17 protein-coding genes are annotated in these 20,343 nt (G+C 55.0%); 9 read left to right on the top strand and 8 right to left on the bottom strand.

Going from position 1 to position 20,343, the window contains the following annotated elements; all coding sequences use genetic code 11:
• From ACEQWH_RS04185 to ACEQWH_RS04170, 4 genes are all read left to right on the top strand, one after another.
• Positions 1 to 260, top strand: a 260-nt coding sequence (locus ACEQWH_RS04185; protein WP_370228460.1) for an ABC transporter permease subunit, incomplete at its 5' end; no start/stop codon positions are given.
• Entirely contained in the window at positions 257 to 1,831 is a 1,575-nt protein-coding gene (locus tag ACEQWH_RS04180) for an ABC transporter ATP-binding protein (RefSeq protein WP_370228459.1), read from the top strand. The genes ACEQWH_RS04185 and ACEQWH_RS04180, both read left to right, overlap by 4 nt.
• Positions 1,828 to 3,276 (top strand): aldehyde dehydrogenase family protein, encoded by a 1,449-nt coding sequence (locus tag ACEQWH_RS04175; RefSeq protein ID WP_370228458.1) that lies wholly within the window; start codon positions 1,828 to 1,830, stop codon positions 3,274 to 3,276. Before ACEQWH_RS04180 ends, ACEQWH_RS04175 begins: the two co-directional genes overlap by 4 nt.
• A gap of 9 nt (positions 3,277 to 3,285) precedes the next feature.
• Positions 3,286 to 4,026, top strand: coding sequence for an SDR family oxidoreductase (locus tag ACEQWH_RS04170; RefSeq protein WP_370228457.1), 741 nt, complete (start codon positions 3,286 to 3,288; stop codon positions 4,024 to 4,026).
• Here the strand turns inward: ACEQWH_RS04170 and ACEQWH_RS04165 are convergent.
• A complete protein-coding gene (locus ACEQWH_RS04165; RefSeq protein WP_370228456.1) occupies positions 4,023 to 7,040 on the bottom strand; it encodes an aminotransferase class III-fold pyridoxal phosphate-dependent enzyme in 3,018 nt (1,005 codons plus the stop codon). The two genes, ACEQWH_RS04170 and ACEQWH_RS04165, sit on opposite strands and share 4 nt — an antisense overlap.
• Positions 7,041 to 7,490: 450 nt before the next feature.
• On the opposite strand from ACEQWH_RS04165, the gene alaE reads away from it, so the two are divergent.
• Complete coding sequence (gene alaE / locus ACEQWH_RS04160; protein ID WP_372521384.1) at positions 7,491 to 8,090, top strand: L-alanine exporter AlaE; 600 nt, start codon at positions 7,491 to 7,493, stop codon at positions 8,088 to 8,090.
• Between the two features lie 57 nt (positions 8,091 to 8,147).
• Here alaE and ACEQWH_RS04155 read toward each other — a convergent pair whose 3' ends face one another.
• A complete protein-coding gene (locus ACEQWH_RS04155) occupies positions 8,148 to 9,056 on the bottom strand; it encodes a hypothetical protein (RefSeq protein ID WP_370228454.1) in 909 nt (302 codons plus the stop codon).
• A gap of 304 nt (positions 9,057 to 9,360) precedes the next feature.
• On the opposite strand from ACEQWH_RS04155, the gene ACEQWH_RS04150 reads away from it, so the two are divergent.
• From ACEQWH_RS04150 to ACEQWH_RS04135, 4 genes are all read left to right on the top strand, one after another.
• The gene (locus ACEQWH_RS04150) at positions 9,361 to 10,926 is read left to right on the top strand and encodes a glycosyltransferase family 2 protein (protein WP_370228453.1); all 1,566 of its coding nucleotides are present in this window, start codon (positions 9,361 to 9,363) and stop codon (positions 10,924 to 10,926) included.
• An 84-nt stretch (positions 10,927 to 11,010) separates the two neighbouring features.
• Positions 11,011 to 12,642, top strand: a complete 1,632-nt coding sequence (locus tag ACEQWH_RS04145; protein WP_370228452.1) for an FkbM family methyltransferase — start codon at positions 11,011 to 11,013, stop codon at positions 12,640 to 12,642.
• Complete coding sequence (locus ACEQWH_RS04140) at positions 12,642 to 13,418, top strand: FkbM family methyltransferase (protein WP_370228451.1); 777 nt, start codon at positions 12,642 to 12,644, stop codon at positions 13,416 to 13,418. The genes ACEQWH_RS04145 and ACEQWH_RS04140 overlap by 1 nt, the downstream gene beginning before the upstream one ends.
• 96 nt (positions 13,419 to 13,514) lie before the next feature.
• On the top strand, positions 13,515 to 13,973 hold the full coding sequence (locus ACEQWH_RS04135) for a hypothetical protein (protein ID WP_370228450.1): 459 nt from the start codon (positions 13,515 to 13,517) through the stop codon (positions 13,971 to 13,973).
• A gap of 857 nt (positions 13,974 to 14,830) precedes the next feature.
• Here ACEQWH_RS04135 and ACEQWH_RS04130 read toward each other — a convergent pair.
• The 6 genes from ACEQWH_RS04130 to ACEQWH_RS04105 form a co-directional block, all read right to left on the bottom strand.
• Complete coding sequence (locus tag ACEQWH_RS04130; protein WP_370228449.1) at positions 14,831 to 15,442, bottom strand: hypothetical protein; 612 nt, start codon at positions 15,440 to 15,442, stop codon at positions 14,831 to 14,833.
• A gap of 2 nt (positions 15,443 to 15,444) precedes the next feature.
• Entirely contained in the window at positions 15,445 to 16,188 is a 744-nt protein-coding gene (locus tag ACEQWH_RS04125) for a VWA domain-containing protein (protein ID WP_370228448.1), read from the bottom strand.
• A 9-nt stretch (positions 16,189 to 16,197) separates the two neighbouring features.
• Positions 16,198 to 17,868, bottom strand: coding sequence for an ABC transporter substrate-binding protein (locus ACEQWH_RS04120; RefSeq protein WP_370228447.1), 1,671 nt, complete (start codon positions 17,866 to 17,868; stop codon positions 16,198 to 16,200).
• Positions 17,865 to 18,563 (bottom strand): hypothetical protein, encoded by a 699-nt coding sequence (locus tag ACEQWH_RS04115; protein WP_370228446.1) that lies wholly within the window; start codon positions 18,561 to 18,563, stop codon positions 17,865 to 17,867. The genes ACEQWH_RS04120 and ACEQWH_RS04115 overlap by 4 nt, the downstream gene beginning before the upstream one ends.
• Entirely contained in the window at positions 18,560 to 19,024 is a 465-nt protein-coding gene (locus ACEQWH_RS04110; RefSeq protein WP_370228445.1) for an OmpA family protein, read from the bottom strand. The genes ACEQWH_RS04115 and ACEQWH_RS04110 overlap by 4 nt, the downstream gene beginning before the upstream one ends.
• Before the next feature lie 239 nt (positions 19,025 to 19,263).
• On the bottom strand, positions 19,264 to 20,343 hold a 1,080-nt coding region (locus ACEQWH_RS04105), incomplete at its 5' end, for an MFS transporter (protein ID WP_370228444.1).

Raw genomic sequence — 20,343 nt, 5'->3', positions numbered from 1 at the left:
TGCTGATCGTTCAGGGCACCATTCAGTTCTCGCTGGGTATCCTAGCCGAGGCGGGGCTAAGCTATGTCGGTCTGGGCGCGCAGCCCCCGATCCCAAGCTGGGGGCGTATGCTGGCGGAAAGCCAGACGCTGATCTCGCTGGCGCCGCATCTGGCCCTATTTCCGGGCTTTGCGATTCTGCTGACCGTGCTGGGGCTTAACCTTGCGGGTGATGGGCTGCGCGATCTGCTGGACCCACGGTTGCGGAGGACGGGACGATGAGCCTTTTGTCCATTCAGAACCTGTCGCTGGCAATCCACGACACGCCGATCCTGAAAGACGTCTCGCTGGACATCGCCGAGGGTGAAGTCTGTGGCATCATTGGCGAAAGTGGCTCCGGCAAGTCGATGACGGCCTTTTCCGTCCTGCAGTTGTTACCCGAAGGATCCGCCGCGCAAGGGCGCATTATGCTGGATGGTACAGACGTGCTGAACGCCGACGACACCATCATGTGCGGGCTGCGGGGGCGCGTCGCGGGTATGGTGTTTCAAGAACCAATGACCGCGCTTAATCCGGTTCAGACCATTGGCCAACAGGTGGCCGAGACCATTCTGATCCACGAAAAGGTCAGCCGCGCCGAAGCGATGGAGCGCGCGGCGCAGGCCCTGACCCGATGTGAATTGCCTCCAGAGCAATTCCCAATGAGCAGATACCCCCACGAATTGTCCGGCGGACAACGGCAGCGGGTCGTGATCGCGATGGCGATTGCGTTGCGGCCAAAACTGTTGATCGCCGACGAGCCGACAACCGCGCTTGACGTCACCACACAGGCCGAAATTCTGCAGCTTTTGAAACAACTGGTGTCTGAGGACGGAATGAGCATGATGTTCATCACCCATGACTTGGCCGTGGTCACCGGATTGGCTGACAAGATTGTCATCATGAAAACCGGTGAAGTGGTCGAACGCGGCAACGCCGCCACGCTGCAAGCTGACATGCAGCACCCCTATACCAAACAGTTGTTTGCGGCCTCGACCCATCAGCCAGATCAACTGACACAAGACAGCTCGGACACGATCCTGAAAGTCGAAAACGCGGTACGCAGCTATACGCTGCCGCGAAAATCTATTTTCGGCGCGCCGGGTGAATTTCTGGCGGTCAATGACGTGAGTTTTGACATCCGAAAAGGCGAATGTCTGGGATTGGTTGGCGAAAGCGGCTGCGGCAAGTCCACGCTGACGCGCTGTATTCTTGGGCTAGAACCGCTGAAGTCAGGGCAGATCACGCTGGACGGCGCGCCGGTGACGTCTGACGCCACGCAACGGCGGATGCAGGTGGTGTTTCAGGATCCCTACGGATCTTTTAACCCGCGCCACAAGGTCGCCCGATTGGTCAGCGAGCCGTTCTTCCGCTTGGATCGCGCAGCAACGGAAAAAGAGATCGACGAGGCCTTGGTCTCTGTTGGGCTTAAGCCGTCGGACAAACACAAATACCCGCATGAATTCTCGGGCGGGCAGCGTCAAAGGATCGCCATCGCGCGCGCCCTGATTATTCGCCCCGAGTTGATCATTCTGGACGAAGCCGTCTCGGCGCTCGATGTCTCTGTGCGCGCGCAGGTGCTGGATTTGCTTGTCGATCTGTCGCGCGAATATGGCCTGACTTATCTCTTCATCACCCATGATCTCAGCGTCGTCAGGTCCATTGCCGACCGCATTCTGGTCATGCAGCGCGGCAAGATTGTCGAGCAAGGCGACACCGACCGTGTGTTTGACGCGCCGACGTCTGCCTACACCCGCAAACTGATTGCCGCAGCCCCCAAGCTGCCCTCTCCTTCAACGAGCACTGACATATGAAAATTCTAGGCATCGACCCCACGCATTGTTTCATTGGCGGCCGCTGGCAGCCCTCGCAAGCTGGCGAAACCCTCGAGCTGGTGAACCCGAGCGACGGGAGCACCCTGTGTCAGATTGCCAAGGGCATTGCTGATGACATAGATCGCTCTGTTGAGGCTGCCCAAGCCGCCCTATCGGGGGACTGGGGCCGCGCAACGGCGGCCGAAAGGGGCCGCGTCCTTGCCAAGATCGGGCAATTGGTGCTGCAGAACATCGACGAGCTGGCACGCCTAGAGGCGCTGGATGTCGGCAAACCGCTGACCCAGGCGCGAGCGGATGCAATGGCGTTGGCGCGCTATATGGAATTCTATGGCGGCGCAGCGGACAAGCTGCATGGCGAGACCATTCCTTATCTGGACGGCTATACGGTCTATACCCTGCGTGAACCGCATGGGGTGACGGGCCATATCGTGCCTTGGAACTATCCCATGCAAATCATCGGGCGTTCTGTTGGCGCGGCTTTGGCCACGGGCAATGCCTGCGTGCTGAAACCCGCAGAAGAGGCCTGTTTGACCGCCCTCGCCTTTGCCGAGCTGGCGCGCCAAGCGGGGCTGCCTGATGGCGCGCTGAATGTTGTGCCGGGGCTTGGTGCCGAAGCGGGTGCGGCGCTGTCCCACCACCCGTCGGTGCGTCATCTGTCGTTCACAGGCTCTGTTCCTGTTGGAAAACTCATTCAGAAGGCGGCGGCGGACAACGTCGTTCCGGTCACGCTGGAGCTGGGCGGGAAATCCCCGCAACTGGTGTTTGAAGATGCTGATCTACAAGACGCGTTGCCGTTTCTGGTGAATGCTGGGATCCAGAACGCGGGCCAGACCTGTTCGGCGTCCTCGCGCATCCTTGTGCACGAAAGCCGCTTTGACGACGTCGTTGCGGCTATGGCCAAGGCCTATAGCGCCCTGCGTGCAGGCCCGGCGCTGCGTGATCTGAACGTCGGCCCGCTGGTCTCACGCCGCCAGAAGGACATCGTTGAGAGCTTTATCGCCAAGGGCAAGGATCTAAAGATCGTATCGCAGGGTCAAGTGGTGGACGACGCCCCCGCTGGCGGCGCCTATGTCGCACCGACCCTGTTTGCCAATGTCACGCCCGATCATGTTCTGGCCCAGGACGAGATCTTTGGCCCCGTTCAAGTTGTCATCCCCTTCAGCACCGAAGACGAGGCCGTCGCCATCGCGAACGGCACCCCATTTGGTCTGGTGGCAAGCTGCTGGACCAAAGACGGGTCGCGCCAAATGCGTCTGGCCAAGAAATTGCATGCCGGTCAGGTGTTTCTTAACAACTACGGCGCAGGAGGTGGGGTTGAGTTGCCCTTTGGGGGCCACGGCCTTTCAGGACACGGGCGAGAGAAAGGGTTCGAAGCCCTTTATGGTTTTACCTCGCTCAAAACAGTCGCCGCACGGCACGGATAGGAGACCCAGATGAGACTGGCAGGCAAACGAGCAATCATCACCGGCGGAGCCTCGGGGTTTGGCGAAGGCATCGCACGCAAGTTCGCCGCAGAAGGGGCGCAGGTTCTTATTGCGGACCTTAACCTTGAAGGCACGCAGGCCCTTGCGGACGAATTGGGCGCCAAGGCAACCCACACGAATGTCGCGCTGGATCAAAGCGTTCAGGACATGGTGGCTGTGGCCATGGACCAATTGGGCGGGATCGACATTGTGGTGAATAACGCAGGCACCACCCACCTGCCCGCCCCTATGGAAGAGGTCAGCGAAGCGGATTTTGACAAAGTCTTCGCGGTGAACTGCAAGTCGGTCTATCTGACCGCGAAACATGTCGTGCCGCTGTTCAAGAAACAAGGGTCCGGTACGATTCTGAATGTCGCCAGCACCGCAGGCGTCAGCCCGCGTCCCCGACTGAACTGGTACAATGCGTCCAAGGGCTGGATGAACAATGCGACCAAAGGCATGGCGGTAGAGCTGGCCCCGCTGGGCATTCGGGTCAACGCGATCAATCCGGTGGCAGGCGACACGCCGCTGCTGAAAACCTTCATGGGCGAAGACACCCCAGAAGTCCGCGCCAAGTTTTTGTCCACGATCCCGATTGGACGGTTTTCGACACCCGAAGATATGGGCAACGCGGCCTGTTATCTTTGCTCGGACGAAGCCAGCATGGTTACCGGCGTTTGCATGGAAGTTGACGGCGGCCGCTGTATCTAGGGTTTCAACTCGGACAACACGCTGTCTAGCACATGCACCAGCATGTCGATGTCTTCTGCGTCGATGGACAGAGGGGGACGGATCTTAAGGATATTGTCCTTTGGCCCCTCGCTGCCAATCAGAATGCGGTGCTCACGCATACGGTTCTTGACATAGGCACAGATATCCGTGGCCTCGGAGCCGTCTTGGTGGATCAGCTCTACGCCCACAAACAGCCCCATACCTCGCACATCTCCGACCGATGGATGACGCGATTGAATGTCGTGCAACCCGTCCATCAGACGTGCGCCCATCACGCGCGCGTTCTCTTGCAGGCCTTCGTCATCGACGATGTCCAAGACCTCTTTGCCAATCCGACACGACAGGGTCGAGCCGCCGAAAGTTGAGAAAAACTCGATCCCATTGTCAAAGCTTTCGGCAATGGCGCGCGTTGTGATCACCGCCCCGATCGGGTGCCCGTTGCCAAGCGGTTTGCCCAGAACGACCATGTCAGGCAGCGCGCCTTGATGTTCGAACGCGAAATAATACGCGCCCAAACGGCCAAGCCCGGTCTGCACCTCATCGGCAATACATACGCCGCCTACTGCGCGGATTTTTTCATAGACTTTGGCAAGATAGCCTTTGGGCGGGATGATCTGCCCGCCAACGGACGGAAAGGTTTCGGCGATAAAGCCAGCAACACCATGCGGGCCAGCCTTCAGCCGCGCGATAGCCGGATCCAGCAGATCAGCGAACTTGGCAGCGCGATCAGGATCCTCGCGCGTGAAACGGCCGCGATAGTCATCGGCCACGTCGACCAGCTCGACCCAATCCGCTTTGCCTATCCCATTGGGTTTGTTGAACTTATAGGCCGAGATCGCCACCGCGTCATTGGTATTACCGTGATAGCCATGATCCGGCGTCACGATCCCTTTCGCACCGGTATGCGCGCGTGCCAGACGCAGAGCCAACTCATTTGCTTCGCTGCCGGAATTCACAAAGAAACAGACCTCAAACTGGCTGGGCAGCTTTGAAAGGATCTTGTCGGCAAAGGCGGTCTGTGCCGGATGAAGATAGCGGGTGTTAGAGTTCATCCGCTTAAGCTGATCCGACGCCACCGCCTGAATGCGCGGGTGAGCATGCCCCGTGTGCGGCACGTTGTTATAGGCGTCCAGATACGGGCGGCCCCATTCATCAAACATATGGTGTTTCCAGCCACGCACGAGCATCACAGGGTCGGAATATGTCAGACTGAGATTGCTGCCAAACTTGTCTTTGCGATCCGCCAGAACCGTCGCTTTGTCGGTTGGTGCATAACGCACTTTTTCGTCCGGCAAGTTCATCAGCGCCGCCGGATTTGGACAAATGGCCCGCCAGAACTCCATGTCATCGGGATCGCCCACCCCTGGCCAGTCGGATTCAATCCCATGCGTTGTCATCGCAATTTGAAAGTGCACATGCGGGGACCAGCCGCCATTCATCGTATAGTCGCCCAGACAACAGAAGGCCTCGCCCTTCGCGACCATGCTTCCGATTGACAGGCGGTCCAGAAACTCGGGGTTGAGATGGCCATAAAGCGTATAGAATGGATCGCCGTTGGGGGTTTTATGGCGCAAAATGATGACGCCGCCATAATCCAGATGCCCAGCGCGATACTCGGCCACAACCACCTCGCCTTCCATCGGCGCGTGGATCGGGTGGCCTGCGTCGGTAAAAGCATCAACCGCAAGATGCACTGTCCGCCGATCACTGGCTTTCCAAGGCCCCTTGCGGAACCCCAGATCTGCATAGATCAGACGCGGCTCGTGGTAATACCCCAACCAAATCTCGCCAGCCACGTCGAATTCTTCGCCGACGCGTGCGGCTTCCTCAATGGGCAGATCAAACGGGTTTTGCGGCCATGTAGAGGTTTCGACAGACAGTGATCCCATCGGCGCATCGCTGACATCCCGACCCATGATATGTGCGAAATTTCCACGCTCTTGATCGAGCCACGCCAGCACGCGGTCGGCACCCTCTACAACCGGCAGGCCGCACGCAACCCGAAGCCGCGACGTCAGCAGATCGCCGTTGATCGCTGCGGATTCGAGAAAACGCCAGGCGGGGGCCTGAGAGATCGTCACATATGGATCATCTGGAACATCCTGTGCCATCAGCGTCGAATTCACCACGCTGACCGCCAATCGCATCCGCAACAGTGGCCAGATCAGATCAACTTCGGCCGCACCTAAAGGATTGCTGTCGTGAAAGCCTGCGACCAAAGCACTGAGGGCCTTTTCCGGATCAGGATGATCCAACACGACATAGGCCCCCGCGATGGCAAGGTCGCAGATCTTGGGGCCAGCACACATATCGCCAAGGTCGATAATGCCGCTTAGAGCAGGTTTTTGCGACGCAAAGCTTTCAACCAGCACGTTATAGTCGTTGACGTCATTGTGGAGCGCTTGGGTCGGCAGGGCGACAAGCTCGGGTTTTGCGCGGGAAAACTCTGAACAAATGGTTTGCAAAATGGCGCGGCGGTTCGCGTCCGTGATGCAATCCAGTTCCTTTTCAATCCAATCACCCTGCACCAGATTCCATTTAAAATCGCGGTTAAGCGCCGGATGGTGAAAGGGCTTCAATGCCTGCGTGATGCGTCCAAGTTCTTGGCCAAGATGATGGATCAAAGCAGGCTCTTTGGTCGCAAGGTCTGCATAGCAATGCCCCGCCAAACGCTCGAGCACCCAGACAAGGCGCGCATTGCCGTCCTGATCCTTAATACGTTGAAAATGCTGACCGTCTTTGGCCGAAAGCACCTGCGGCACCATCAGCTTGGGCGATTGCGCGGCAAGATGCTCCAGCGCTTTGATCTGCAAGTCGACCAAGCCCTCTTCGCAGTCCGCGCGCATGACTTTCACGACATAGCTTGCGCCATCAGGCACCTGCGCCAGAAAGTTCAGATCAAACTCGCCATCCAGCCGCGACAGACCGGCGCTCTTTCCCCAAGCCTCGGCAAATGCCTGCGTCCAATGGTCGGTTATAGCGTGCTGCGACATGGCCAGTGATCCTAATTCTAATACTCGTAAAACGGCGCTCACAGCAGCATTGATATCGAATTCCTGCCCCTGTGCGAGCGGAATTTTCGCGACGGCGCGTCACGTGCGAAGGCATTGATGCGCGGCACTGTCCCTGAGGTTGTGCGTCTCGCGTAGGCCGGATCAATCGAGTTGCGCCGTGTGATGGACTCAAGGGGGCCGCTGCCGAAACAGGCCACGGAATACAGCAACTGCCCCTCCAACAAAGGCATGCCTTCGACCCGTAAAACGCCCTGAATCTCTGGCGGCGATTATCCAAACCGCGAGAGGCCTCCAGCCAAAAACGCTAGGTCGGAATCTGACATGGACGCGTCGCGGCCAATCGCTACACCCACGCATCTGACGTCTAGCGTCCCATAGAAAGTCAACAACCTCTGGATGAGAGCGAGGAGCGGACGCTATTTGGCAGCGGTGCACATCAGCGGGAAAACATGCGCCCAAAGCCATAATGTTATCCATCCTTATTCGCGCGTGGATGCCATGAAGAAAACAAAAGACCAGGACACCGGCGCACCCTCCGGGCTGAGAGCACGCGTCTATCTGGCCGACGCTATTGCCATGCTTAGTTTTTTCACGGTTGCCAGCGGGTTGAACGAACGCTTCATCGCTGGAATGGACTGGCCAGAAGTCCTTGCAGCGTGCATGATCGGATCTCCGCTGATCATTCTCACCGCACGCATTTACGGTGTGTGGCGCGATTTCGTGTTCCGCTTGCCGATAAATGCCTACCTAACCCAAAGCCGCGCCTTTTTTCTGGATACGTTTGTGTCCCTCAGCTTTAATGTGCCGATCTACGCGGCCGCCTTAATCCTCGCCGGTGCCTCGCTTGAAGAGGTCGTAAGGGGGTGTATCGGCGTTGCAGGCCTCTTGCTGTTTTCCGGTCGACCCTTCGGCATTTGGCTGGATTTTGTGCGAAGGAGGTTCAAGGTTCCGACCAGCTACGACGCATTGGCGTTTCATTGGGGCATTGCTGGCGTGTTTGGACGGACCATGGCGCGCAACGGCCCGTGAAGTTAGGCACGTAAACCGCAGGAAACCCGTCCAAACATTCTGGGTCGGCGTTAGCTGCTAAGACGCAGTTTCAGAAAGACGTTGCAGCTCTCGCCGGAAAATGCGTCCGCCCAAACGTTCGTGCACATTTTCACAAAGCACTCGGCTCAAATTGGGCTTTGCGTCTGTGTCCAGTTTCCGCAGCACATTGCGCCAATATGCGCGACTTGAGCGCTTCTCTTGCCGAAGCGCTGCGTAGAAACCTGTTGTCTCGGCACCGGGCTTAGTGCCCATCGCCAAAACCTTGGAAAGCAGGCCGAACGCATGCAGGAATTGATAGGTGCGCGCGCCCAAGTGATGACAGTTCAGGACGGCAACATCGCCCGGAAACTGCTGAGACACATCCTGCACCAAGTCTTTGTAGGTCGGATCGCTCACAACGATTGCGCTTTGTGCGGACTTTGGATCTGTATTGACTGGAACAGTCTCTAACCGGGCAACAATGTCCCCGACTGACTGGTCAACCTGGCGCTCGGGCTGGATCAACACCAACTTGGAGTTTCGACACAGTTTAGAGCAATCCAACGCAAGCTGGCTTGACGTCTTTGCCCCGACAAAAATGACGTCCTCGAAGGCATCAAAAAAATTGGTTTCGGCCAATCGACGAACATAAACCCCGACATCGTTTGGCGAGCCCAAGTTGTTGGCCAACGAGGTCACACCCAGAAAGCTCCAGCCATTGGCTTCTGCTTCCAGCCATCCGATCGGAAATGAATCCGCACTTTCAGAGAGAATGTCTTCGATCATCTGGATTGAAAAAAGCAATGTCTTGTCGCGCTCAACAAGAAAGCTTGTTTCATCTAGCCCAAGATACTCGATGCTCGCATTTGGCAAACAGTCGACATAGTTTTCGAACGCCTCGGTCCAATCACCGCTCGTTTTAGATGAGGCAAGGTCTTCGAGAAAACCTTTCGTTTCCGCATTCATGTTGCTCTCCAGAATTCTTATTTGCTCAGAATAGACCACAGGTTTACGTTTTTTTGATGGCAAACTATTTCAATCATTGCGGCGACATCAAGCGGTCTCGGTGCATTACACAACCCTTGGGAGTGCTCCTGTAGCGACCTCGCGCCTGACCCGTAATTTTCAAGCGTTTGGAAAGAATTTGTTAAGGATTTTGAGCCTAGTTCCTTGTGCGATTCCTTTTTGAGCGTCTTGGTAAGAATTAATGTTTGAAGTTTTTTCGAGGCTATGTGAGTCTTGCAAAAAGCAGTGAATTAAATAGTGAACAATGGCAAAGCAGCTTTCTAAACTGATCATTTCAACGATGAAAGATGAAGGGCCGTTCTTGCTGGAATGGTTGGCGCATTACCGTGTTTTGGGTTTCACAGATTTCTTAATTTACACCAACGACTGTAGTGACGGCACTGATCTATTACTCGACAGACTCCAGCAAAACGGACTGCTGACGCATGTCCGGAATAAAGTTCTGCGACGAGGCCCGCACAAATCCGCGTTGAAATACGCGAAAGAACACGCGCTCTACAAATCTGCGGACTGGGTTTTTGTCTGCGATGCCGACGAATTTTTGAACATCAAAGTCGGCGCGAGAAAAGTAGATGACTTGATAGCCCGATTTGAGACTGCCGACGCGATACCTGTTGCCTGGCGGCTTTTCTCTAACAATGGGCACACCGATGCCCATCCGGATTTCTGCACCCGCGCTTACGTTGACGCAGAGCCCGCAAGCCCGGCCTCAGACACCGAAGGGCGCTTTGTGAAAACGCTGTTCAAACCAAGCGAGGCGGTTGAACGCATGGGGCTGCATGGGCCTGTTTTTGACGAGGCTGCGGCAGACTCGCAAAAATGGGGATGTGTTTGGCAGGAACAGGACGCGAAGAGCGATCCAAAGCGGCCAGAGAAAGACTTTGGCTACGATATTGCGCAAGTGAACCACTATGCAGTGCGCTCGATCGATGCCTATCTTCTCAAACGTGCCAGAGGACGTGCCAACCACACGAAAGAAACGCTTGGCATAGACTACTGGAACCGTTGGTGCCGAGGCGGCGAAGTCGACACATCCATCTGGGCATACCAGGACGCGACGGCGTCTGAACTAACAGCGATAATGCAAGATCCGCTGGTCAAAAACCTGCATCTCGGCTCTGTAGAATTTCAAAATCAAAGCCTTGATGCCCTGCTGAAACAGGACAGCTTCAGAAGCCTTCGGGCCACACTTCAAGAGGCGGCAAGCACTTCAGCTAGCCACCAGACAGGCGAGAGTAAGGCGCTGGAGGTGAAAGCCCCGAACAGGCACAAAAATCGGGTGCGCATGCTCGAGCAAATGCCAAAAGGGGGCCGCTGTGCCGAAATTGGCGTTTGGAACGGTGGGTTTTCCGGCGTGATCTTGGACGTCACAACGCCCACTGAACTCACGCTCATTGACCCCTGGGATCTGCTGTCTGACCAGAACGCGGACGACTGGACGCATAAGAAACACGAGGATCATGCCGAAATGAACCGAATGTTTCGCAACGTAGAGCGGAACTACGGCCACGTTCCGCAAGTGAGCATACGCAAGGGTTTTTCAGCCGACGTATTGTCCTCGTTTCCTGATGACTACTTCGATTGGATCTATATCGACGGAAACCATCTGTACGAATTTGTGCGCAAGGACGTCGAACTGGGATTTCGCAAGGTGAAACCTGGCGGCATCATTGCCGGGGACGATTTCTTTTGGAAACGTGATGGGCGCATGCACGTCAAAGAGGCCGTGCTCGACGAAATGCGGGCCCAAGGAATGAACAACCGCCCAACCCGCTTTGGTCAACAGTTCATGATCCAGCTGCCTCAGTAGCGATTGGAGGCGTTCATGTACACCGAAGTGCTCGAGACGCAGGGAATAAAAGTTCCCTTTGTTCCCAATGTCATAAGCGAGCGCATGGCTGACGTCATCCGCAAAGGCAGATACGAAGCCAGTGAAATCAAACTCTTGCGCAAACTCTTGCGGGCCGATGATCGCGTACTTGAACTTGGCGCCGGGGTTGGTGTGGTTTCAACCGTTGCTGCAAATATCGTCGGCCCAGGCAATGTCACGACAATTGAGGCGAACCCAGACCTTATCCAAGTCATCAAGGAAACCCATAAATTAAACGGTGTTGAAAATGTCGAGGTGCTTCATGGCGTTGGCACATGTGCCCCGACCTCAGCCACGATAGACTTTTGGATGCGCGAACATTTCTGGGCGTCGTCATTGGCGCCACTGAAAAACGACACAGACACAACGCGGCGCATTCAAGTTCCGCAAATTGACCTGAATAATCTCGCCAAACGCTGTGCACCAACCGTGTTGGTCATGGATATCGAGGGGGGCGAGATTGACCTTCTGTCAGAGCTGGATCTGTCGACTTGTCGGCACGTCGTGATCGAACTGCACCCCAGAGTGTATGGTCTGGAGGGCGTTGATCGGTGCATCCAAGCTCTGAGCGCGCAGAACCTCGTATATGACGCAAAGCGGTCACGAGGCGGAACAGTCGTCGTATTTTCGAAGGTCAGCGCCCCAGCCGAACCCAAACAACGCGTGACCGCTGTGACCTGCATGAAAGACGAAGCCCCCTTCATTCTGGAATGGCTGGCATTTCATCAGGTCGTTGGAATTACGGACTTCTTGATTTTCACGAACGACTGCACAGACGGCACCATTGAACTTTTGGATCGCTTGGACGAGCTGGGGCATGTTCGACATCTCCCAAATTACTCAAACCTTGTTGGATCGCCTCGGCATCAGCTACGTGCTCTTGATTACGCCCCCCTGCACAAAGAGTTTCGCGACGCAGATTGGGTGATTTCCATGGATGTTGATGAATTTATCAATATCCATATTGGCGATCGTACTCTCGACGCTTTGTTTGAAGCGAACCAAGAGGCCAATGTGATTTCACTGACGCATCTTGATTTTGGCTGTAGCGGCGTACAGCGGTTTGAAGACGCGTTGATCACCGAACAATTCACCGCCTGCGTTGAAAAATCCCCGAAAAAGAGCAAGAGACGCGGGATCAAGACACTCATTCACAAGTCGGTGCCGGCTTATGACATGTCAAACCACCGGCCAAAATTCAAAGACCCACATGATGCGACGATCAACTGGATCGACGGGAGCGGCGAGGCCATCCACAAAAACTATATAGTTGGCGAACACAAAGGCCTGCCGCCCCAAGGGGCTTATGCGCAGGTTCAGCTCAATCACTATCCCATAAGATCGACCGACACCTATCTGGCAAAGTCGACCAAAGGCAATGTGGTCGCAAAGGACAGCTACGTCGGACTGGAGTACTTCGAAAAGAGAAATGGTTCTTTTGAGATTGAAGAGACGATTCAAGTATTCCTGCCTAAGGTCAAGAAACAGCTCGCGGCCCTAAAACAGGACGCGATCGTTAACGAGCTGCATGAAAAGGCTGTTAAGACGCACAAAGACACCACTCGGAAGCTCCTTGATCGCCCTGATATGAACGAGCTTTTGACAAAGCTTCTCGCATCGCATCGGGCCTCCAAACGCTATGAAAGTGCAAACTGATGGGCTTCCCTCACGACCTTCTGCGCGAAATCTACAACGATGAAAGCGCGCAAAAACACATCAAGCGGATGATCCGTAGAAACTTGGAATCCGTTGAGGTCGACTACAAAGGGTGCCGCATGCATGTGCACCCGTCAGACAACAACACCGAGTTTCAGATTTGGCGCATGGGCCGAACGCATGAAGAGCGCGCGATACGCAACATATTAAGCGAAATTGCAGGCAAGCCCTTCATCGCATTCGACGTCGGAGCAAACGCCGGTTCTTTTTCGCTAAGACTTGGGGCCGTCGCGCCGGAAGGGTCGCAAGTTCACGCATTCGAGCCAAACCCGCGCATGCGTAAACGCCTTGAGCATAATCTTGGCCTGAACGGGTTGGACAACGTCCAAGTGCATGATTGCGCCATCTCGGATGAATTTGGCCGGATGGAGCTTTTCCTGCCAGACAAAAGCAATTTGGGTCAGGCGCGCTTGGGCTCTCCGTTCGAAAATGGAGAGAAAATTTCCGTCGACGTTTGCCCCCTCACCCATTTTCTACCCAAAGACGGCAAAGCCGAGATCGACTTTCTGAAAATCGACATTGAGGGGTTTGAAGACCGCGCTTTGATGCCTCTTCTGACCGAAGTGCCCTTTGAGTACTGCCCAAAACTCATCTTCTTTGAGCATAAGCACAATACGATGTGGCAGGTTGATATTGTCTCCGAACTCGGGCGCTTTGGGTATCAAATGAAAAAAGAATATGGCCGCAACGCGTTGTTTGAAAAGAAACGCGCCTAGGTATTTGGCCGCGTCTTTATGGGTGCCCAATTCCCGCCTATCCAAATCGAGCCTTTTGGAGGAACATTCCACCGACCCGATTGAGGGGTGGCTGCCGTGAAACCCAAAAGAGATGCGACGAACGTGAACCACGCCCGACTAAAGACATTGGCTCAAAACCTAGAGATCGGAGCGCCCGGCGTGGCGTTCTGTTTGGGTGCCCCCCTTTCGACCATTGAACAAGGCATTGGGCCTGATGCAGATCCTTTCGATATCGAGCCAATTCGACTTGAACGCGACAAGAAAGGCCTGACACCAAAGGACTTGGCCTGTGGGATTGATGGCTACGCGCTGTTCTTGTTTACCAATCCGCTGGTCCTTTACTCAGATCCCTTTTGCGATCCCTTTGCTCAGGAACAATTGATAAGTGCGGCTTGCGAGGTACTGGGTCTGCCTTGCACAAACTCCGATTTTGGCCACCCGTTGTTTAACGCGCCGATAATGCCTTTTGACGCAAGCCCGCAAATCGCCTCCCTCGCAGTACGGCGTGTCCTCGACGGTCAGGATCCTTGGTAAAATCGTACAGAACGCGCCGACTGAGTTCTTGAACAGAACAGGCGCATTCGCAACAATCACAGAAGCCCTGAATGTAATGAGGATACTGCTCACGCCCGAGTGGATCCCGGATTTTTTTGATTTGATTTTGCCTGCAATAGAGGACGAGTAAATTTGCGAAATTGTCATGTATTTCACTCTTGGACGTCACGCCTAAAGCTGTTGCTAACAGCCGTTTTGATCACGGTTTCGAGCACAGCATCCCATGCAAATCACGAGGGTTTAAGAAAAGAAAACTGTATAGGTGATGCTTGCTTTGGACCTGTCTTTATTTATCTCGAAGGTGCGCCGCTTGGGAAGACTGACGCGATTGGGCAATTCGCGTGCAGGATTTTTGGATTGAACACAACCTCGGTAGATCCCCAAGCATTGATGGAGGATGCTTCTCTTAGGAAACATCCAACCCTGATCTTGTTCCTGAACGATTTATACAATGTATCCAGTTTGCATCCGCATATTCGCCCCCCGCCGACCACATCGCGGCACAGCACACAGTTTGGCGGGCGATTTTCCTTTGAAGATGGCACACCCCCCTCGAATGTTTTGGTCCTAGACCAGGAGCGTATTGGGTGCCACAGTCCTCGTTGCATTCTGGGTGCAATATTGCAGTACTTGGAGTGGCTGCACGACTACAAGTTTGTGATAGACCAAGACAGATATGACGCTGGAGACTACTGTGACTAGGTCACCTTGAAAGCCACAGAGGGTGTCAAAAATCATCCGGTGCCGGATCGATCTGGAAGACCCGCGCGATTTCCACACCACCGAGAGCTTCTAGGTAGCCTCGATTTTTGGCATCGTGGGGCACCCGTATGGACCTATTTGTCGCGACTGATCTTTACATCATGACGGTGCGCGGATGTGTCCAGGCGCCTTGTGCTCCGTGTGCCTGGCACGAGAATTTCAGCTTTCCGAAAGTATGCGCGTAGTTCTTCTTTTACGATGCCCAACTTGCGCCGCGCCTCACGCACGGTCATGCCCTGCCAATGCGGCTCTTCGAGGGGGATCAAATGCAGATCAGCGGCCCGCAAATTGTCCATTGCGAACCCTACACCCAGACGGAACGACGGAATATGGTCTTCTTCAAAGCGCCAATGTTTGGGGTACTCGGTCGTCGAGATTTTTATGAAAAGTTCGACAATCTCTCCAGTGATCTCTGATGCGGCGCCCATGGTTGCTCCGATCACAAAGGCTTCGTCCTGGACATGCAGCCCTCTGCCCAAGAGGACATGGATGCAATCGTGACGTGCCAGTGAAATAGCGCCAGGCAGCGCATCTGGACTCTCAGGATTTTCGTATTTTCTAATGATTTCCGGAACGTCTTCTGCTTCAGCTGCCGGCATTGTCGCCAGCACCTCTGCAATGGTCATATCATCTGTATCAAGGCCCGGGCTCCATTCGTCCCACTCAAGATCAACGCGACGTCCCATGCCTAGTTTTCCTTCTCGTCGAAACTTGTGATCGCTGCAAATTGGGTGTTCTCGGCAACGGCCGCTTGCAAGGCGACTTGAAGCCCATCGACGTTTGAGACATCCACGAAGCTGCCCAAGTCACTGCGGCGCAAAACATGGCGTCCGGTGAGCCCAATCCCGATTGTCGTGACTTGGATTGGCGTCCGTTCGGCCAAGTCTTCAACCGCTTCATTTAACGCTTCGTCGTAGTTGGCCTGCCCGTCTGTCGTGACGATAAGCCGAAAAGTTCCAAAGCCCCGTGATAATGCGGCTTCTTCTTCCAATGCCGTTTGAGCCGTTTTGATCGCACGCGTTAAAGGTGTGCTGCCGTCACTTCTGACAGGGCGCAGCAAATTCGGCAGCGTGTCACGGGCATCGCGAACATGTGCGAAGGGCAAAATCATTCCAGCGTTCAATGCCAAAACCGCAACGCGATCGTCTTCTGACATTGCATCCAACGCTTTGATAACGGCGAGCTTCGCCGCAGTCATATCCGCGCCCATGGATCCGCTGTCATCCAGAACAATGGCAGTAATGCGACGGTTTGGATCAGGTTGCGCTTCGACGTCGTTGATCTCTACGTCAGGCCAAGCCGCGATTGACGACCAATCAGGATCAACCGGCGTGGGCTTGCTAAACAGATCTGGAATGCGTGTTTCCGTTTGTTGAAAAATAAATACAAACAGAACTATTAGGCTAACCGCGATTGCAAACAGATTTTTCATGCCAAGCCCTTATTGCAAAGGAGAAAATGTTGTCGCTTCCGCTTGAACGGTGAGAACCCTAAACACGACACGCATGTTTTCGCGCCATTGCGCCTCTGTCGCCGGAGGATTGTGCCTTGGGCTCGAGATGCCAACGCCGTCAACGGTGAACTGATCGCGGTTCATCCGAACACCCAAGTCCTCTGAATAGCTTCCCAACGCTTCGACAACCGCAATCGCGCGATCCATCGACAAGTTTTGTGTGGACGTTCGTATTGCTCTCAGTTCGGAGTTCTCTGCGCCAGCTTTTTCACGGCGCAGGAAGTGTAGCGGATCGGAATGGCCCTCCACGGTGATAATCGCACCGGAATAGGTTGAAGCCAGTCGCAAAATTTCCTCGAAGTCTTGAGCGTAGAGTGCGACTGGAAAGCTTGTGCTGTCCGGCTCAAAATAGACTTCGAAATTGATCTTTGTGTTCGCGTCAAGTTGCCCCGTTCGACGCAGCTTTTGTACTGCGGCGGCCGCAGCTTTTGGGTCAAACGCTGCAATTTGTCTGTCGTCCAGATCGCTTAGACCATCGACAAGCTTGGTATAATCCCATTCAGCGGTTGCCAGCTTTGCGGGAGCATCCAGCCTATCGGCGCCACGCAAGGCGATATTGACTTCCCCCAGAAGCACGTCAAACCGTCTGGCTTCAGTGGCGTCGCTAAAGTGTTTGGCATTGCCAGCCCAGCCATCTGTGATCGCGTCTTGCCAAAGAAAAACACCCTCTTCGGTTGGCAGACCACCCAAAAACTCTGACGCCATCAACTGCGCCATCTCGGTTTGTTGTGCATTGCCGCTCTTGCTCATGAAAACACGCATCGTTTCCTCAGCGCGAAACAGAATGTTGACCATCTTGCTGATTTCTTCACGGTGGGCGTCAAAATAGTCGGCGCGCACAGAGATATAGTCGCCAATGACCGAGGCCGCCTCTTGTGTTGAAATCAAAATGGTTGACCCAAGAACCGAACCTTCTGCCCCGGTGCCAACTGTACCACCAGACGTCAGGAAACGCGCATCAGGCAAGATCACGGCCGCAGCATCGGCCTGCCCCGACGCAAATGCCTCGGCGGGCGTATCGCCATCTCCGGTAAGATCTTTGACCCAGACAATTTCGACGTCATCAAAAGAAAGGCCACCATCGCTCAGAATGCGCCCGACGAAATCGACATGCGGACCATTTGCTTGGATCGCAATGCGCTTTCCGGCCAGATCTCGAATTTGGTTCACGCCGTCTGCAACGACAATGCCATCCCCGGCCGAGAAGGAGTGTTTGAAAAAAACAATCTGTTCTGAACGTGGGTCAAACTGCGTCACGGGTGCCGCGGCCGCCAGCATTCCCAATGTGCCACGCAGGTAAGGAGACTCACACGACAAGTAGGCCTCTAGCTGCGCTTCAAAACTATCGACGACGGTAAGCGACAGGGGCAAGCCTGCCTCTCCGAGAAGGCCGCCATTGTTTTCAAGCGAGGCCCCATTTGCATAAGCCACTACGCCATCGGCACCCCAGGCGATCAATGGCATGTTTTGGTTCCATCCTGAGGCACAGTCGCGCACAGGATCCGTCACGACCTCTACGAGGCGATCTCCTGCGTTTGCCAATGCGGTCTCTGCGACCAGTGTGAAGGCCAAGGCTAAGGCCGCTGTGAAGGTCTTCATCGTTGTAACTCCTGTTTTACGGAGGCGTTGCTATCGTTTAAGGTTTCTAGCCGTCGCATTGGTCTCAGTAAGGTTTCAGCAACGCTAGATGCTGTGTCAACGTCCGCCAATAGTCCGCGTGCGGCGAGCAAATCTGTTTGATCAAATGCTGCCTCCAGGGCGTCGACAGCTGCAATCAGTTTCGCCCTTGAGACTGTTTCGGTCTGGACTTGTTTTCGTTTTCGCAGGGCTGCGTGGGCGGTGGCGGCCTCTTCAATCAAAACGGATCGGGTCAACACATTGCGCAACTGGCGGTGACGATCCGGTGTATAGAAAATTTCCCGCGCAGCGGCGTCCAACCTGTCAGATACCGAAGAAATACGTTTGGCCGCATCTTCGCGCATCGCAGCGGACAAATTGCGCAGGTTTTCGGCCCGCGCATGCGCCTTCGTTATAGCCTCTAACGCGCTGTCTGCCGCGTATTCAGATATGCCATGCCGATTTTGGAACGCGAGGCGCAAAAGTTCTGCGTCCGACCACACCCAGCGCGGTGGCATCCAAGACAAAACCGTCAAGGTGCACAAAGCCGCCAAGCCCGCCGCAGCAACGATCGAAAAGCCCGTGAATGGCAAAGGCATTGGAGTGAGCCAAACGAAAGCGGCACTTGCGAGTGCGGATAAGAGACTTACCGAGATCAGCAGGCGATTGTTGGTCATCGGCGCATCTGAAGCGAAACTTCGACCCGTGCGAGCCGAGCTTGGAAGGCGCGTTCACTTTCTCCGTCCAACTTGTCCAATGGTGCAGACCCGCCAAGGCCTGTCGAACTGACTTGAGCCGGTGAAACGCCAAATTCGAGTGCAATCGTGCGTGTCATCTCGGCTCGCGCCTCGCTTAGTTTCATGTTCGCAGACGTTTCTCCGGCTGTTCCTGAGTGACCGAGTATCACGACATCTATGCGATCGTCCTGTAACGCGCGGGCAAGAAACGCACGCAACCTTTGCTCGTCCCCTGTCGCAAACAACGTCCCGTGCGAAAAGCCGAATGTTTCTTTGTCGATCTCGGACAAGTTCCCTAGAACACCCAGAGCGACGATCGAACCTGCGAGAACCGCAGAAAGGCCGGCAACAACAAAGCTCCGCCGCGGCAAACTTGGCATGGGATCACTTTTCTTATCCATGCGGCATCACAATCCAAAAAAAACAAAAATCTAACTCGATCATCGTAGAAATAGACAAGAAACCTCTTCGAAACAATGTCTAACGGACCTTACCAGCCAAGAGCCCCAATTGATGAGAAAAATCTGCCCCTTCCCTTTCATCAAGGTGTGAACGAGGTCGATCATAGTCAAGGGCCACGCCTGAAAGACCTAAGGCAAGCCCAAGACAGGCCTGTTATAGGAAAGCACAAGAGACGCGCCTAAACGGCAGCCTTCTGCAACTTCATCTTGGTCAGCAACAGGAACGCGAGGCCTCGCAAAGCCGCGGGGAGCCAGGCGAAAAAGACCACAAGGGCCGTCACCTGCACGGTGCCATTGGCGCCACCTTCGTTGAAGTCCACAAGATCCAGAACAGGGAATGCCAGGCCCATGGGCAAGACGAAGGTCAGCTTAGAGACAGCATTCTTTACGGCCAGAAATGTCGCAGCCCTACGGCTGTCGTTTTGAGCGTCGCCCTCATAGACGAGGTCGGCAAGCATCGATGTGGGCATGATCGCATCACAGCCAAAGGCCGCGCCCAGGGCGAGTGCAAAGGCAACCAGCAGTGCCAGATTGCCCTGACCAAAAAGCGCTGCAGCGACAAGAACAGAGGCGCACAGGGCGATTGACGTCATCCACGCGCCCTGTTTTGAGAAACGTTTTGACAGGAAGACCCAAAGCGGCAGAAACCCAGCGGTCGAAACGAACATGATCAGAAAAAAGGGCCCAACAAAGTCAGGGCGTTGCAGAACATGTGTGATATAAAGCACCAGCAGGCCAGCGGTCAGCGCATTGGCCCCCTGAACGACAAAGAACGTAATCGCCAGAAAGCGGAATTCGGTGTGTTCCAGGACAGCTCTCCACCCCTCTAGCAAGCCCACCCGCGCGGGGCTTTGTGCACCGGAAACCCGGGGGACAAATGCAAGGAAGGCGACCAAACCTAGGACCATCAATCCAACGGCCACCATAGCAATGATCTGAAGGGAAACGCCCATCTGAGAGGTCACCAGAACCGGGATAAGCGAGGCCAGAATAGCGCCGATAACCTGAAAAACCGCCTTAGAGCTTGCCAGATAAGACCGTGCATGCGTGTCGGGCGACAGTTCCAGACCGATCGAGCTGTAGGGCACGTCAAGCACCGTATAGAAAAGAAAAAAACAGGCGCTGACAGCCACGAGGTAAAGCAATCCCGCGCCGTCCACGGGATTAAGCAGCAGCCAGGCAGCGATCGCCAGTCCGGGCACTCCGACCAGCATCCAAGGCACGCGGGGCCCGAGCCTGTGACGGGTTTGGTCGCTGAG

It is taken from the genome of Cognatishimia sp. (assembly GCF_964229375.1).
GTDB lineage: Bacteria > Pseudomonadota > Alphaproteobacteria > Rhodobacterales > Rhodobacteraceae > Cognatishimia.
Note: the sequence above shows the minus strand (reverse complement) of the source record. Positions and strands in the feature narration are given on the sequence as shown.

Excerpts from the sequence above, each read along its gene's own strand:
- ACEQWH_RS04170 (WP_370228457.1), top strand. The coding sequence starts at position 3,286 with ATGAGACTGGCAGGCAAACGAGCAATCATCACCGGCGGAGCCTCGGGG.
- ACEQWH_RS04110 (WP_370228445.1), bottom strand. The coding sequence starts at position 19,024 with ATGGATAAGAAAAGTGATCCCATGCCAAGTTTGCCGCGGCGGAGCTTT.
- ACEQWH_RS04150 (WP_370228453.1), top strand. The coding sequence starts at position 9,361 with ATGGCAAAGCAGCTTTCTAAACTGATCATTTCAACGATGAAAGATGAA.
- ACEQWH_RS04115 (WP_370228446.1), bottom strand. The coding sequence starts at position 18,563 with ATGACCAACAATCGCCTGCTGATCTCGGTAAGTCTCTTATCCGCACTC.
- ACEQWH_RS04140 (WP_370228451.1), top strand. The coding sequence starts at position 12,642 with ATGGGCTTCCCTCACGACCTTCTGCGCGAAATCTACAACGATGAAAGC.
- ACEQWH_RS04145 (WP_370228452.1), top strand. The coding sequence starts at position 11,011 with ATGGCTGACGTCATCCGCAAAGGCAGATACGAAGCCAGTGAAATCAAA.
- ACEQWH_RS04130 (WP_370228449.1), bottom strand. The coding sequence starts at position 15,442 with ATGGGACGTCGCGTTGATCTTGAGTGGGACGAATGGAGCCCGGGCCTT.
- ACEQWH_RS04120 (WP_370228447.1), bottom strand. The coding sequence starts at position 17,868 with ATGAAGACCTTCACAGCGGCCTTAGCCTTGGCCTTCACACTGGTCGCA.
- ACEQWH_RS04175 (WP_370228458.1), top strand. The coding sequence starts at position 1,828 with ATGAAAATTCTAGGCATCGACCCCACGCATTGTTTCATTGGCGGCCGC.
- ACEQWH_RS04155 (WP_370228454.1), bottom strand. The coding sequence starts at position 9,056 with ATGAATGCGGAAACGAAAGGTTTTCTCGAAGACCTTGCCTCATCTAAA.
- ACEQWH_RS04125 (WP_370228448.1), bottom strand. The coding sequence starts at position 16,188 with ATGAAAAATCTGTTTGCAATCGCGGTTAGCCTAATAGTTCTGTTTGTA.
- ACEQWH_RS04180 (WP_370228459.1), top strand. The coding sequence starts at position 257 with ATGAGCCTTTTGTCCATTCAGAACCTGTCGCTGGCAATCCACGACACG.
- ACEQWH_RS04165 (WP_370228456.1), bottom strand. The coding sequence starts at position 7,040 with ATGTCGCAGCACGCTATAACCGACCATTGGACGCAGGCATTTGCCGAG.